This is a genomic window from Pseudarthrobacter sp. TE9888 (assembly GCF_056279345.1).
In genome coordinates, this window is sequence record NZ_JBWBRD010000002.1 from 2,976,616 (window position 1) to 2,990,400 (window position 13,785).

Here is a 13,785-nt window from a genome sequence, read left to right on the forward strand (position 1 = left end):
TCCGCCGATTGGCTCGCCTTGGGTGCGTGGCATTCAACTGAATCGTACGACGCAGCCCACGCACCGCCGTCGTACGTCCCAATTTCTTAGGAGTTGTTCATGGCCGATCCCGCACGTGCTGCCAAGTTGGCGCAGCGGATTAAGGTTGTTGTTGCTGAGGCCCTGGGCCGGAAGGTCAAGGATCCCCGGCTCGAGGGCATTACTGTCACCGATGCCCGTGTGACCAATGATCTGCAGCATGCCACCGTTTACTACACCGTCTTCGGTGACCAGGCCGTCCAGGCTGATGCCGCCAAGGGCCTTGAGAAGGCCAAGGGGGTGCTTCGGCAGGAGGTGGGACGCAACATTACTGTGCGCCTGACCCCCACCCTCGAGTTTGTCGCTGACCAGATCCCTGTGGTTGCTTCCAACCTCGAAGAACTCCTTCGTGAGGCTAAGAAGCGCGATGCGGAGGTTGCCGCGCTTGCTGCCAACGCACAGCACGCCGGGGATGCCGACCCCTACAAGACCGATGCCTCCGGTGAGGTGGAGATCGACGAAGACGACTTCGACGAGGAAGACACCGACCTCAGCGATGACGGCGATGTCGATGAGGACAGCAACAAGTAGGACCTGGCAACAGCCACGCATCATGGAAACGGCAGGACCGCGCGCGGTCCTGCCGTTTTCCTGTCCGGGTTTAGCGGTGGTCGACTTCGATCAGGCGGCCTCCGGGTTGCGGCGTCGGACCGCCGCTGGGTGCCATGGGATCGGGTGCACCGACCAGTGCGTCAACGGTGGCAAAGACGTCCCCGTCCCTGAACTCAACGTCGGCGGGCTGGTTGACGGCCAGGAACTGTGAACGGTGGCCCTGGCAGTTGAACTTCAGGATTTCTCCGCCGAAAAGGGATGCAACATAGACGTCACCCTTGTCGCTCACAGCGAGGCCGGTGGGGCTCATGATGTGGTCCGCCCACACGTCCGCGTCGCCGCTCCACGGATTGATCTTGAAGATAGCTCCACGTTCACCGAGGGATGGGTCCTCGGGTCCACCCGGCAGCGACGTTACATACAGCCAGCCGTCCGGACCGATTTCCACGTCCGTGGGCACTGGCTCAAAAGCGTACGAGAAGCCGGCGCAGTCCGGGGCCCCCAGGGTGGCAGCAATCTTCTTGGTCAGGGTCAGCGGACGGGGCGGAAGGACTGCCACCGTGGAAATCTGCCCGGACTCAAGGTCGACTTTCAGGATGGCGTTCATGCCCGCGTCGGCGACATAGGCCGTGTCTTTCCAGAGGGCCAGGGCGTAAGGATGCGAGTCCACGGTGCCCTTGTACTGCGGCGGGGGAGCGTCCGGCAGGCCACCAGCCTGGGCGAGGCACTGCTGGCTGGCGTCCGCTTCCAGGCCATAATGCTGCTTGGCGTCGGGATTGGCTTTCCGTTCGTAGTCGGCGAAGTTGGCGATCGTGTCAACATGGCCCTTGGCGTCGATGGACTTCAGGTAGCCATGCAGTGCGGCCGGGTCACCTTGGCCGGCTCCAATACTTTCCAGGAAATAGGTCTTGTCGCCGCGGAGCTCCGCCCCGGCAACTTCCCACCCTTGCTTGGCGGTGTAGACGTCGTGGCGTGTTCCATCGTGCTCGACGTGCGTGAGCATTCCGGAAAAGTCCTGGCTGACCTGTACGGATTCGCCGTCGCCTACCGCCAGGTGCAGGGGTGAAAGCAGGCCGGTGGCCATGACTTCATAATCCTGGTGGGGATCCGAGGCGAACGCCGGCGCGGCCTGCACCACCGTTGCGGCGGCCACGCAGGCGATAAAAGTGAGTTTGCGTTTCATGGGGTACTCCGGGTGCGAGGCCCTTGCGGGCAGGATATGGAAGCCTCGGTAGAGGCAAAATACTTCCCCCGGGCGCCAGCGTAGGCCGCTACCAGCCGGTAGGCCTGCGGTGGGCCTCCCCTTCTTGGCCCCCAATTCATCCCCCAACGCGGTCCCCGTGGCTAGGATCGTGCTATGACCTCCGCGGACCCCGGCAACAGCCCCGCCAACCACCCCGAGTCCAGCCGCTATCTCGGGCAGGCCGTGGACCTCGCTGTGCAGAATGTCGGCCAGGGCGGTGGCCCCTTCGGCGCGGTGGTGGTGACGCCGGACGGGCGGGTCCACACCGGCGTCAACAGGGTGACCCGGGACAACGACCCCACCGCCCACGCAGAGGTGGTGGCCATCCGGGCAGCAGCGGCGGCAACCGCTGACTTCGACCTCAGCGGCTCCGTCCTCTATGCCAGCTGCGAGCCGTGCCCCATGTGCCTGGCCTCTGCTTTGTGGGCCAGGATCGGCCGCGTCTACTTCGCCGCGGACCGGCACGGGGCTGCGGCAGCAGGGTTTGACGACGCACTCTTCTACGACTACTTCAGCGGCGCCGCGCCGGAGCTGATGCCGGTCACCAGGGGTGAGGTCCCGACGTCGGACCTTCCCTTCCAGGCGTGGCGCGACTTTGACAGCAGGAAGGAATACTAGCCATGGAACCCACGCTCCTCAGCTGCCCGCAGTGCGGGAAGACCAACCGGGTGCCGGCACAGGCTGCCGGCCACCCCCGCTGCGGGAACTGCAAGGCGGACCTGCCGTGGATCGTGTCCGCGGGCGATGCTGACTTCGCTGCCGTGGCGGAGCAGTCCTCAGTTCCGGTGCTGGTCGATTTCTGGGCGGCGTGGTGCGGCCCCTGCCGGATGGTCAGCCCCGTCCTGGACAAGCTGGCACGGGAACGGCCGGGGAAGATCAAGCTGGTGAAAGTGGACGTGGACACATCGCCCGGCCTGTCGCGGCGGTTCGACGTGCAGGCCATTCCCACGCTGATGGTGCTCGTGGACGGTAAGGTCGCGGCCCGGCAGGCAGGCGCCGCCCCGGCGGAGGCGCTCCGCACCTGGCTGGACAAAGCGCTGGCCGGCGCCCGCCGCTGATCCCCCCTGTTACCTGCCGGCGGCAGGAAGCCGGGACAGTCCTTCCAGCAGGTCCTGCTTACGGCCGCACAGCGCGATCCGGACCCACCCCTCGCCGATGGATCCAAAGGCGGTTCCGGGAGCCAGCGCCACGCCGGAGTCGGCAAGGAACTGCCGGACCCAGCTCCGCACGTCCCCGCCGGTCACATGGGACATGTCCGCCCACAGATAGAACGCGCCCTGGGCCGGCAGGTAGCGGATCCCCTTCGCGGCCAGGACCGCGGAGGCGGCATCCCGGTTTTCCCGGTAGTGCCGGTGCGCGTGCCGCACGTAGTCCTGCGGCCCGGTGAGGGCTGCGAGCGCGGCGTACTGCGGGGCGGAGGCCACGCAGGAGACGATCGACTCCATGACGTTGTCCATCCTCTGTTCAAGCCCCGGCGGGCAAATCAGCGCGCCGATCCGCAGGCCGGTCAGGCCGTAGGTCTTGGACAGCGTCAACGAGGTGAACACCCGGGCCTGCTCCGCCGTGCCGCCGTCGAACCGTGCCGGGCTGACGTGCGGGACATCGTAGGTGAACGCCTCGTAGCATTCGTCCGAGATGACCCAGATGTCATGCCTGCGGGCCAGCTCCACCAGCTCCCGGACCAGGTCTTCACTGAGCACGGCGCCCAGCGGGTTGGACGGGGAGTTGAGTACCAGGACCCGGGTGCGGCTGGTGATGAGGGCTTCCACGTCGGGAACCCGGGGCTGGAAGCCGTGGTCCGGGTGCAGGGGATAGCCCACCGGAACGGCGTTCAGCAGCCGGCTGGTCATGGCGAACGTGGGGTAGCCCGGGTTCGGGATCAGGATCTCGTCGCCGGGGGATAGCAGCAGGCTCATGGCGAAGTGCAGGCCCTGCTGCGCGCCGGAGACCACGTACACCCGCTCCGCGCCGACGTCCACGCCCTGCTCTTCCCGGAACCTGGCGGCGAACGCTTCGCGGAGGGCCGGGATCCCGGCGTTGGGCGTGTAGTTGGTCTCGTCCCGGTCCAGGCAGGCGATGCCCGCGTCCAGGACGTGTCGGGGGAGGGGAAAGCCGGGCTCCCCGATGCTGAGCACCACGGCGCCGGGAGTGCGCCACGCTGCCTCGGTAATCTCACGGATCTGGTTGACGGGCACGTCGCGGACATGGGCGGCAAGCTCAGGCATGCCAGCCATCCTAGCCGTCCCCTGCTCTGCCTCCGCCCCGCCCGGTGACGCGGCCGCCGTGGTGGGGCCGCCGTCGTCCGCTCCCTGCCGGTTCCCTGCACATGCGCCCCAACCTGCGCCCATATACTGGGAGGCGTGCTTTCTGGACTGGTGATAGTGGACAAGCCGCAGGGATGGACCAGCCATGATGTGGTTGGCCGGATGCGGCGCCTCGCAGGGACCCGGAAAGTGGGGCATGCAGGAACCCTCGACCCCATGGCCACCGGCGTTCTGGTGCTGGGCATCAACAAAGCCACCCGGCTACTGACTTACATCGTGGGCACCTCCAAGACCTACACCGCCACCATCCGGCTGGGCCAGTCCACGGTGACCGACGACGCGGAGGGCGAGGTCACCGCCACCACCAGCGCGGCCGGCATCACCGACCAACAGATTCACGACGGCGTTGCGACGCTCACCGGGGACATCCAGCAGGTGCCCAGCAGCGTCAGCGCGATCAAAGTCAACGGCGAACGCGCCTATGCCCGCGTGCGGTCCGGCGAGGACGTCAAGCTCGCCGCGCGCCCCGTCACCATCCACCGCTTTGATGTCCACGGCATCCGCCGGGACGATGAAGCAGGGGTAGTGGACCTGGACGTGACGGTCGAATGCTCTTCCGGCACGTATATCCGCGCCCTGGCCCGGGACCTCGGAAACGGCCTTGGCGTGGGAGGCCACCTGACGGTGCTCCGGCGGACCCAGGTGGGCCCCTACTCCCTCGACCAGGCGCGTACCCTCGAACAGCTCGCCGGGGAACTCGACGTCCTGGACATGTCCCTCGCCGCCAGGGCGCTGATGCCCAACCGGGAACTCACCGCCGAAGAAACCGCCGAAATCTCCTTCGGCCGGCGGATCGCGGCCGGTGCCGCAGCCGGGATGCCCGGCGCCGCCACGGTGGAGCGTCCTGCCGCGGCCTTCGCCCCGGACGGCAGCCTGGTGGCCCTTCTTGCCGACGCGGGCAGTTACGCCAAACCGGTCCTGGTCTTCGCCCCCGGCACCGGTGCGGCCGCGACCGCGCCGGCGGAGGCATAGCGGATGGACGCATATTTTTGGATCATCCTGGTGGTCGGCCTGGTGTCCACGCTGCTGTGCCTGGGCGCCGGGATCCTGAAGAAGGCACCCAACGACATCACCATCCTGTCCGTCGTGGCCGTGGAGGTGGCCCTGGTGGTCTACCTGGTGGGATCGATCATCCGCGTGATCGCCGGCGAACCGATTGCCGGGGAAGCCTGGGAGTTCTGGGGCTACATGGCCACCGCGATGCTCCTGCCGCCCGCCGCCATCTACTGGTCCATCCTGGAGCGCACGCGGTGGAGCAACTTTGTCCTGGCCGCCGTCGGCGTCACCGCGCTGGTGATGGCGGCCCGAATGAACCAGATCTGGTACTGAAGTGGAAGAAGCAGCAAAAATGAAAGACCAGCAGTCCCAGCCGGCCACCGGAGGAGCCGTGCGCAACACCCGCAACACGGGGCCCGGGCGCCTCCTGATCGCGGTGTACGGTGTGTTCGCCATCTCGGCCACCGCCCGCGCCGGCTACCAGATCCTCACCAAGTTCTCCGACGCGCCCCTGGCCTACCTGCTCTCCGCCTTTGCCGCCCTGGTGTACATCCTGGCCACCGTGTCACTGGCCAAGGCCGGAACCACGTGGTTCAAGGTGTCGGTTGCGGCGGTGCTGGTTGAACTGGCCGGCGTCCTGGTGGTGGGCACCCTGAGCATCCTGGACTCCGTGCAGTTCCCGCATGAAACCGTCTGGTCGCTGTTCGGACGCGGCTACGGCTTCATCCCGCTGCTGCTGCCCATCCTTGGGTTGGTGTGGCTGTACCGGCGCCGGCCATCGCGCGCCAAAGCTGCGCAGTGAATCCGGGTAACCTTGAAGAGTTCCGCGGCCGGAAGGGTCCGGGAACGTTGATGCTTTCAGGCAGCTTAAGGCGAGGGTGATGGTTTACATCTGGAACGATCCGTCCGATGTCCCGGCGGACTTCGGCCCATCCGTTGTCACTTTCGGCAACTTCGACGGCGTTCACCGCGGCCACCAGCAGGTGCTGTCCCAGCTGATCCGCTCGGCCCGCCTGTCCCATGCCAAGGCAGTGGCCGTGACGTTCGACCCCCACCCGGCAGTAATCCACCGCCCGGAGGCCGCGCCGGAACTGATCATGGGGCTCGATGACAAGCTGGACGCGCTGGGTGAGCTGGGCCTGGACGCCATCCTGGTGGTCAAGTACTCGCTGGACCTCGCCAGCCTCACGGCCGAAGAGTTCGTGGAGCAGTACCTCGTGGACTGCCTGCACGCCAGCCACGTGGTCATCGGCCACGATGCCAGGTTCGGCCGCGGCAACTCCGGCGACCTGGACACCATGAAGGCGCTGGGCGAAAAATTTGGCTTCGATGTCCAGGTGATCAGCGAATTCGGGGCCGAGGGCTACCCCCTGCACGACGACGGCGGCACGGACCGCCGCTGTTCCTCCACCTGGGTGCGCGAAGCCCTGCAGGCCGGAGACGTCACCACCGCCGCGTCGGTCCTGGGCCGGGCGCACCGGATGCGCGGCGAAGTGGTCCACGGAGCCGCCCGCGGCCGGGCGCTTGGCTTCCCCACGGCCAACCTCGCCTCCAACGCCACGGGGCTGATTCCCGCAGACGGCATCTACGCCGGTTGGCTGGTGGACCAGGCCGGCAAGCGCTGGCCGGCAGCCATCTCCGTAGGCTCCAACCCCACCTTCGACGGCGTCAGCCGCCAGGTCGAGGCCCACGTGATTGACCGGCCCAAGGAGGCCGTTGAGGACTTCGATCTGTACGGCCAGACAGTGATCGTCGAATTCGTGGAACGGCTTCGGGGCATGGTGGCTTACCGTGGCCCTGAGGCCCTGGTGGAACAGATGCGCCTGGACGTGGCGCAGGCCCACCAGCTCCTGGCCGGCCACTGACAATACTGCCCCGGGTGGCAGCAAGCGAAAGGCAGGACGTGTCCGTCGAAAAGAACACCCGCACGCTGGATGAAGGGATCGTCCGCGACTTCAGCTCCCGGATGAGCTACGCCTCCTACCTGCAGCTTCCCACCCTGCTCAGCGCCCAGCAGCCCGTCAGCCAGCCTGAGCACCACGATGAGCTGCTGTTCATCATCCAGCACCAAACCACTGAACTGTGGCTGAAACTGGTCCTGCATGAACTCCGCAGCGCGGCCGCCTGGCTCCGCGGGGACGATCTTGGTTCGGCGCTCAAGGGCATCGCCCGGGTCAAGCACATCCAGAAGACCCTCACCGAGCAGTGGTCCGTGCTGGCCACCCTGACGCCCACCGAGTACTCGCAGTTCCGCGGCTTCCTGGGCAACTCTTCAGGTTTCCAGTCTGCGCAGTACCGGGCCGTCGAGTTCGTCCTGGGGAACAAGAACCGCAAGATGCTGCCGGTCTTCGAATCCGATCCTGAGGCGCACGCCATGCTGGCGGAACTGCTTGCCGCCCCCAGCATTTACGACGAGTTCCTGGCCTACCTCTCCCGGCAGGGGTTTAATGTCCCGCCGGCAGTCCTGGAACGGGACGTGACCCTGGCCCACGAGTTCGTCCCGGAACTGGTACCGCTCTTCAAGCACATTTACGAGAATGCGGCGGACAACTGGGCGGCCTACGAGGCCTGCGAGGAACTGGTGGACCTGGAGGATAACTTCCAGCTCTGGCGGTTCCGGCACCTGCGGACCGTCCAGCGGACCATCGGCATGAAGTCCGGAACCGGCGGATCCAGCGGTGTGACGTTCCTGCAGAAGGCCCTGGAGCTGACGTTCTTCCCGGAATTATTCGCCGTCAGGACGGAGATCGGACAATGAGGATCCACCAAGAAGACACCGCCGGCGGGGCAGCAGGGACGCTGCGGCAGCGCGCCGAAGAGCTGGACCGGAAAGACGCCCTGGCGCACTACCGGGACCACTTCATCGGCACGGACACGCCCCTGTCCTACCTGGACGGAAACTCGCTCGGCAGGCCGCTGAAGCGCACGGCGGACGATGTCGCGGCCTTCATCCGTGACGACTGGGGCGGCCGGCTGATCCGAGGCTGGGACGAACAGTGGCTCGCCATGCCGGAGGCCATCGGGGACCAGCTGGGCCGCGCCGTCCTGGGTGCGGCGCCGGGGCAGACCATCATCGCGGACTCCACCACCGTGGTGCTGTACAAGCTGATCCGGGCTGCCCTCGCCGCCGTCGCGGACCCGGACCGCAATGAACTGGTGCTGGATACCGAGAACTTTCCCACGGACCGCTACCTGGTGGAGGGCATCGCCCTCGAGGAAGGCCTGACCCTCCGCTGGATCGAACCGGACCCTGCCGCTGGGGTCACCCTTGAACAGGTGCGCCAGGCCACCGGGCCGCGCACCGCCGTCGTCCTCCTTAGCCAGATCGCCTACCGTTCGGGCCACCTGGCTGACCTGCCGGGCATCACCGCGGCAGTGCACGACGCCGGCGCCCTGGTGGTGTGGGACCTTTGCCATTCGGCGGGATCGGTGGAGATCGACCTGGACGGCGCGGATGTCGACTTCGCCGCGGGCTGCACCTACAAGTACCTCAACGGGGGCCCCGGCTCCCCGGCGTTCGCCTACGTCAACGCCCGGCACCTGCCCTCGCTGAACCAGCCCATCTGGGGCTGGATGGGACGCAAGGACGCTTTCGAAATGGCGGCCGGCTATGAACCGGCGCAAGGGATCCGCGGGTTCCTCAGCGGCACTCCCGCCATCTTCGGCATGATCGCCATGCAGGGCACACTGGACATCATCGAAGAAGCCGGCATGGCTGCCATCCGTTCGAAGTCCGAAGACCTCACCGCCTTCGCCGTTGAGGTCTTCGACGCGTGGCTGGCACCCCTGGGCGCCGAACTGGCTACGCCACGGAATCCGGGGGAGCGGGGCGGCCACATCACGGTGGACCATCCGGGCTTCACGAAGGGCACCGTCGAGGCCCTGTGGGACGGCGACGTCATCCCCGACTTCCGCTCCCCGCGCGGCATCAGGGTGGGGCTGTCACCGCTGAGTACCAGCTTCGCCGAAGTGCTGCAGGGCATGGCGGCCATCCGGGACAGGCTGCAGGGCTGAGCGCAGCGCGGTCCTGCCGCGCGTGTTTCGACAAGGTTAGGCCCGGGCCGGTAAACTGGACGATGGATCCGGCTGCAGTCCGTGGCGGCTGGTTCCTGTTGTTGTCGGTTCCCTCCGGTTGACCGGGGCGGGACCACCGCGGCAGACCCGGCAGTGAGTTACTGACCTGGGCCCTCACGGCACATCCCCAAGGAGTTATTGTGGCACTTGACGCCGCTGTAAAGCAGTCCATCATCAAGGAATACGCAACCGCCGAAGGCGACACCGGTTCACCCGAGGTCCAGGTTGCCGTCCTGACCCAGCGGATCAAGGATCTGACTGAGCACATGAAGGAGCACAAGCACGACTACCACACCCAGCGCGGTCTGCTGGCCATGGTTGGTCGCCGCAAGCGCATGCTGAGCTACCTCAAGAAGACTGACATCGCCCGCTACCGTTCGCTCATCGAGCGCCTCGGCCTGCGCCGCTAGTCTGGCTTTGGGGCGGCCCTTTCCTGCCGGAACGGGCCGCCTTCTCCAAATGAAAAACTAAACAGGAGGATCAACCGCATCACGCATTCGCGGTCCTCGGTAGTGATCCCCGGGAACGGCTTCGTTGACTGAAGCCGGCGGCCCGTGGGTCTCGATCGATGACCGGGTGCAGGGCCAGTAGACAGATGCTGGGCTGGGTTGATGCGGCTGGACTTCCGTGAAACAGAAACGGAGGTGACTCTCTTGGAGGGTCCCGAAATCCAGTTCTCAGAGGCAGTCATTGACAATGGCCGCTTCGGCAAGCGTGTAATCCGCTTCGAAACCGGCCGCCTCGCCAAGCAGGCCGCCGGCGCAGCCATGGTGTACATCGACGACGACACCGCGCTGCTGTCCGCCACCACCGCCGGCAAGCACCCGCGCGAAGGCTTCGACTTCTTCCCGCTGACGGTTGATGTCGAAGAGCGCATGTACGCTGCCGGCCGCATCCCGGGCTCGTTCTTCCGCCGCGAAGGCCGCCCGTCCACCGAAGCCATCCTGGCCTGCCGCCTGATGGACCGCCCGCTGCGCCCCGCCTTCATCAAGGGCCTGCGCAACGAGGTCCAGATCGTGGTGACCGTCCTGGCCATCAACCCTGACGAGCTCTACGACGTGGTGGCCATCAACGCCTCCTCCATGTCCACCCAGCTGTCCGGCCTGCCGTTCTCCGGCCCCATCGGCGGCGTCCGCGTTGCCCTGGTCAACGACGAAAACGGCTCCCAGTGGGTTGCTTTCCCCAAGCACTCCCAGCTGGAAAACTCCGTGTTCAACATGGTGGTTGCCGGCCGCGTTGCCGGTGACGACGTCGCCATCATGATGGTCGAAGCCGAAGCCACGGACAACTCCTGGAACCTCATCAAGGAACAGGGCGCCACCGCCCCCACCGAAGAGGTTGTGGCCGAGGGCCTGGAGGCTGCCAAGCCGTTCATCAAGGCACTGTGCGACGCCCAGGCCGACCTGGCCGCCCGCGCCGCCAAGCCCACGGTCGAGTTCCCGGTCTTCCTGGACTACGAGGACGACGCTTACGCCGCCGTCGAATCCGCCGCTGCCGACAAGCTGGCCGCCGTTTTCCAGATCGCCGACAAGCAGGAACGCGACAACGCTTCCGACGCACTCAAGGACGAGGTCCTCTCCGGCCTCGCCGGCCAGTTCGAAGGCCGCGAGAAGGAACTCTCCGCAGCATTCCGCTCGGTCACCAAGCACGTTGTGCGCCAGCGGATCCTCAAGGACCAGGTCCGCATCGACGGCCGTGGCCTGACGGACATCCGCCAGCTCACCGCCGAGGTCGAGGTCCTGCCCCGCGTCCACGGCTCCGCCATCTTCGAACGCGGCGAAACCCAGATCATGGGTGTCACCACGCTGAACATGCTCAAGATGGAACAGCAGATCGACTCGCTGTCGCCGGTGACGCGCAAGCGCTACATGCACAACTACAACTTCCCGCCGTACTCCACCGGTGAAACCGGCCGCGTGGGCTCGCCCAAGCGCCGCGAAATCGGCCACGGCGCCCTGGCCGAACGTGCACTCGTGCCCGTCCTGCCGTCCCGCGAGGAATTCCCCTACGCCATCCGCCAGGTGTCCGAGGCCCTCGGCTCCAACGGTTCGACGTCGATGGGTTCCGTCTGCGCCTCCACCCTGTCCCTGCTGAACGCCGGTGTGCCCCTGAAGGCCGCCGTCGCCGGCATCGCCATGGGCCTGGTCTCCGACCAGGTGGACGGCCAGACCCGCTACGCAGCGCTGACCGACATCCTCGGCGCCGAAGACGCCTTCGGTGACATGGACTTCAAGGTTGCCGGTACCTCCGAGTTCGTCACGGCCATCCAGCTGGACACCAAGCTCGACGGCATCCCCGCCTCGGTCCTCGCCGCGGCCCTGAAGCAGGCCCGCGAAGCCCGCCTGCACATCCTCGAGGTCATCAACTCGGCCATCGACACCCCGGACGAGCTCTCCGAGTTCGCACCGCGCGTCATCGCCGTGAAGATCCCCGTGGACAAGATCGGCGAGGTCATCGGCCCCAAGGGCAAGATGATCAACCAGATCCAGGAAGACACCGGCGCCGACATCTCCATCGAGGACGACGGCACCGTCTACATTGGCGCCACGAACGGTCCGTCTGCCGACGCAGCACGCTCCGCCATCAACGCCATCGCGAACCCGCAGGTCCCGGAAATCGGCGAACGCTACCTGGGTACGGTCGTCAAGACGACCACCTTCGGTGCCTTCGTGTCGCTGACCCCGGGCAAGGACGGCCTCCTGCACATCTCCGAGCTCCGCAAGCTGGCCAACGGCAAGCGCGTGGACAACGTGGAAGACGTGGTCTCCGTCGGACAGAAGATCCAGGTGGAAATCACCAAGATCGACGACCGCGGAAAGCTCTCGCTCGCCCCGGTGGTTGCCGAGGAAGAGGCTCCGGCCGACTCCGAGCGCGCCCACGCCACGGAGCCTGCTGAAGGCGCCGACGTCTAACAGCCCGGGCTTCCAGGCACAAGCATGAAGCGGCGGGACCGGTGGATGATCCACCGGTCCCGCCGCTGTTACGATGGCAGCCAGATCCGGCTGCCCGTCCCGAAAGGCATCAATGACTGTTGTACCCCTGCCGCTTGAGCAGAACCACGCCGGCGACACCCTGGTCCACGGCTCCGACGGCGGGTCCGAGGTCCGGCGTTCCGTGCTGCCCGGGGGAGTGCGGGTTCTGACCGAAGCGATGCCGGGCCAGCGGTCAGCCACCATCGGCTTCTGGGTGGGCGTGGGCTCCCGTGACGAGGCTCCCGGCCAGCACGGCTCCACCCACTTCCTCGAGCACCTGCTGTTCAAGGGGACCAGGCGCCGCACGGCCCTGGAGATCGCCTCCGCCTTCGACGAGGTCGGCGGCGAATCCAACGCGGCCACGGCCAAGGAAAGCACCTGCTACTTCGCCAGGGTCCTGGACACCGACCTGCCCATGGCCATCGACGTCATAGCGGACATGATCACCGGCGCGGTGCTGGACCCTGACGAGATGGAGCAGGAACGGGACGTCATCCTCGAGGAAATCGCCATGGACAGCGATGACCCCACCGACGTCGCCCACGAGCACTTCGTCGCCGCGGTCCTGGGCAGCCACCCGCTGGGCCGCCCCATCGGCGGCACGCCCGCAGCCATCAAGGCCGTGGCCAGAGACTCCGTGTGGGAGCACTACCGCAGGTTCTACAAGCCCGAAGAACTGGTCATCACCGCCGCAGGCGGGCTGGACCACGACGTCGTCTGCGGACTCGTGGTGGATGCCCTCCAGACCGCAGGGTGGTCGCTGAAGCCCGACGCGGCACCGGTGCAGCGGCGCTCCACCGAACGCGCCCTGATCGCCGGAACCGCAGGCCTGCACGTGGTCAAGCGCGCGGTGGAGCAGGCTAACATCATCATGGGATGCCCCACGATCGTTGCCACCGACGAGCGCCGATACGTCATGAGTGTCCTGAATGCGGTCCTGGGCGGCGGCATGTCCTCCAGGCTGTTTCAGGAAGTCCGTGAAAAGCGCGGCCTGGTGTACTCCACCTACTCCTTTGCCTCGTCCTACGCCGACGCCGGCTACTTCGGCATGTACGCGGGCTGCACGCCGTCCAAGGTACGGCAGGTGCTGGACCTCCTGGCGGTGGAGCTGGACAAGCTCGCCGAGCACGGCATCTCCGACGACGAGCTGCGCAAGGCCGTGGGACAGCTCGGCGGCGGGATCGTCCTGGCCCTTGAAGATACCGGGTCGCGGATGTCACGGCTGGGCCGCGCCGAACTGGTGTCGGGCGAATACCAGGACATCGACGAAACCCTGCGCCTCATCAAGGCCGTCACCGCAGAACAAGTCCAGGAACTGGCCGCCGAACTCGCCGCAGCCCCGCGGACCGTCACGGTGGTGGGCCCGTTCGAGGAAACCGAGACGTTCGGACTATAGCGAGCCGGCATTCCCCGGCGCCCGCGGGACAGGGAAGCTGGCGGCGCCACCGGTAAGAGTCCATCCTGAGTAGCAGGGGATTGATTCAACCGGGGCGGCGATGGGCGGTTCAGCAATGGAGCACGGGCATCCGGCTTTGTCCGGCATGCT

14 protein-coding genes are annotated in these 13,785 nt (G+C 66.6%); 12 read left to right on the top strand and 2 right to left on the bottom strand.

Going from position 1 to position 13,785, the window contains the following annotated elements:
- Nucleotides 1-99 precede the first annotated feature (99 nt).
- Nucleotides 100-609 carry a 30S ribosome-binding factor RbfA gene (gene rbfA, locus ACZ9J7_RS14330; RefSeq protein ID WP_476210299.1) on the top strand — a complete coding sequence of 170 codons (510 nt, stop codon included), beginning with the start codon at nt 100-102 and terminating at the stop codon, nt 607-609.
- Between the two features lie 70 nt (nt 610-679).
- On the opposite strand, the gene ACZ9J7_RS14335 is transcribed toward rbfA, so the two are convergent.
- The gene (locus ACZ9J7_RS14335; protein ID WP_476210301.1) at nt 680-1,813 is read right to left on the bottom strand and encodes a ScyD/ScyE family protein; all 1,134 of its coding nucleotides are present in this window, start codon (nt 1,811-1,813) and stop codon (nt 680-682) included.
- 174 nt (nt 1,814-1,987) lie between these two features.
- Between ACZ9J7_RS14335 and ACZ9J7_RS14340 the strand changes: the two genes are divergently transcribed.
- Together ACZ9J7_RS14340 and trxA are read left to right on the top strand one after the other, a co-directional pair.
- Nucleotides 1,988-2,491: a nucleoside deaminase gene (locus ACZ9J7_RS14340; RefSeq protein WP_476210303.1), complete on the top strand. Its 504-nt coding sequence runs from the start codon at nt 1,988-1,990 to the stop codon at nt 2,489-2,491.
- A gap of 2 nt (nt 2,492-2,493) precedes the next feature.
- Complete coding sequence (trxA, locus tag ACZ9J7_RS14345; protein WP_476210305.1) at nt 2,494-2,931, top strand: thioredoxin; 438 nt, start codon at nt 2,494-2,496, stop codon at nt 2,929-2,931.
- 9 nt (nt 2,932-2,940) lie between these two features.
- Here trxA and ACZ9J7_RS14350 read toward each other — a convergent pair whose 3' ends face one another.
- The gene (locus ACZ9J7_RS14350; RefSeq protein WP_476210306.1) at nt 2,941-4,098 is read right to left on the bottom strand and encodes a pyridoxal phosphate-dependent aminotransferase; all 1,158 of its coding nucleotides are present in this window, start codon (nt 4,096-4,098) and stop codon (nt 2,941-2,943) included.
- 135 nt (nt 4,099-4,233) lie between these two features.
- Between ACZ9J7_RS14350 and truB the strand changes: the two genes are divergently transcribed.
- The 9 genes from truB (at nt 4,234) to ACZ9J7_RS14395 (ending at nt 13,635) form a co-directional block, all read left to right on the top strand.
- The gene (gene truB / locus ACZ9J7_RS14355) at nt 4,234-5,169 is read left to right on the top strand and encodes a tRNA pseudouridine(55) synthase TruB (protein ID WP_476210307.1); all 936 of its coding nucleotides are present in this window, start codon (nt 4,234-4,236) and stop codon (nt 5,167-5,169) included.
- Nucleotides 5,170-5,172: 3 nt separating this feature from the next.
- Nucleotides 5,173-5,526 carry a hypothetical protein gene (locus tag ACZ9J7_RS14360; protein WP_476210309.1) on the top strand — a complete coding sequence of 118 codons (354 nt, stop codon included), beginning with the start codon at nt 5,173-5,175 and terminating at the stop codon, nt 5,524-5,526.
- A 19-nt stretch (nt 5,527-5,545) separates the two neighbouring features.
- Nucleotides 5,546-5,995 carry a hypothetical protein gene (locus tag ACZ9J7_RS14365; RefSeq protein ID WP_476210310.1) on the top strand — a complete coding sequence of 150 codons (450 nt, stop codon included), beginning with the start codon at nt 5,546-5,548 and terminating at the stop codon, nt 5,993-5,995.
- Between the two features lie 79 nt (nt 5,996-6,074).
- Nucleotides 6,075-7,058: a bifunctional riboflavin kinase/FAD synthetase gene (locus tag ACZ9J7_RS14370; protein WP_476210312.1), complete on the top strand. Its 984-nt coding sequence runs from the start codon at nt 6,075-6,077 to the stop codon at nt 7,056-7,058.
- A gap of 38 nt (nt 7,059-7,096) precedes the next feature.
- Nucleotides 7,097-7,951 (top strand): tryptophan 2,3-dioxygenase, encoded by an 855-nt coding sequence (gene kynA, locus ACZ9J7_RS14375; protein WP_476211865.1) that lies wholly within the window; start codon nt 7,097-7,099, stop codon nt 7,949-7,951.
- Nucleotides 7,948-9,207: a kynureninase gene (locus ACZ9J7_RS14380; protein WP_476210313.1), complete on the top strand. Its 1,260-nt coding sequence runs from the start codon at nt 7,948-7,950 to the stop codon at nt 9,205-9,207. Before kynA ends, ACZ9J7_RS14380 begins: the two co-directional genes overlap by 4 nt.
- A 200-nt stretch (nt 9,208-9,407) precedes the next feature.
- On the top strand, nt 9,408-9,677 hold the full coding sequence (gene rpsO / locus ACZ9J7_RS14385; RefSeq protein ID WP_043452786.1) for a 30S ribosomal protein S15: 270 nt from the start codon (nt 9,408-9,410) through the stop codon (nt 9,675-9,677).
- 243 nt (nt 9,678-9,920) lie between these two features.
- Nucleotides 9,921-12,179: a polyribonucleotide nucleotidyltransferase gene (locus tag ACZ9J7_RS14390; protein ID WP_476211866.1), complete on the top strand. Its 2,259-nt coding sequence runs from the start codon at nt 9,921-9,923 to the stop codon at nt 12,177-12,179.
- 112 nt (nt 12,180-12,291) lie between these two features.
- Nucleotides 12,292-13,635: a M16 family metallopeptidase gene (locus ACZ9J7_RS14395; RefSeq protein WP_476210316.1), complete on the top strand. Its 1,344-nt coding sequence runs from the start codon at nt 12,292-12,294 to the stop codon at nt 13,633-13,635.
- Nucleotides 13,636-13,785: the final 150 nt, after the last annotated feature.

Excerpts from the sequence above, each read along its gene's own strand:
- rbfA (WP_476210299.1), top strand. The coding sequence starts at position 100 with ATGGCCGATCCCGCACGTGCTGCCAAGTTGGCGCAGCGGATTAAGGTT.
- ACZ9J7_RS14335 (WP_476210301.1), bottom strand. The coding sequence starts at position 1,813 with ATGAAACGCAAACTCACTTTTATCGCCTGCGTGGCCGCCGCAACGGTG.
- ACZ9J7_RS14340 (WP_476210303.1), top strand. The coding sequence starts at position 1,988 with ATGACCTCCGCGGACCCCGGCAACAGCCCCGCCAACCACCCCGAGTCC.
- trxA (WP_476210305.1), top strand. The coding sequence starts at position 2,494 with ATGGAACCCACGCTCCTCAGCTGCCCGCAGTGCGGGAAGACCAACCGG.
- ACZ9J7_RS14350 (WP_476210306.1), bottom strand. The coding sequence starts at position 4,098 with ATGCCTGAGCTTGCCGCCCATGTCCGCGACGTGCCCGTCAACCAGATC.
- ACZ9J7_RS14360 (WP_476210309.1), top strand. The coding sequence starts at position 5,173 with ATGGACGCATATTTTTGGATCATCCTGGTGGTCGGCCTGGTGTCCACG.
- ACZ9J7_RS14365 (WP_476210310.1), top strand. The coding sequence starts at position 5,546 with ATGAAAGACCAGCAGTCCCAGCCGGCCACCGGAGGAGCCGTGCGCAAC.
- ACZ9J7_RS14370 (WP_476210312.1), top strand. The coding sequence starts at position 6,075 with ATGGTTTACATCTGGAACGATCCGTCCGATGTCCCGGCGGACTTCGGC.
- ACZ9J7_RS14380 (WP_476210313.1), top strand. The coding sequence starts at position 7,948 with ATGAGGATCCACCAAGAAGACACCGCCGGCGGGGCAGCAGGGACGCTG.
- ACZ9J7_RS14395 (WP_476210316.1), top strand. The coding sequence starts at position 12,292 with ATGACTGTTGTACCCCTGCCGCTTGAGCAGAACCACGCCGGCGACACC.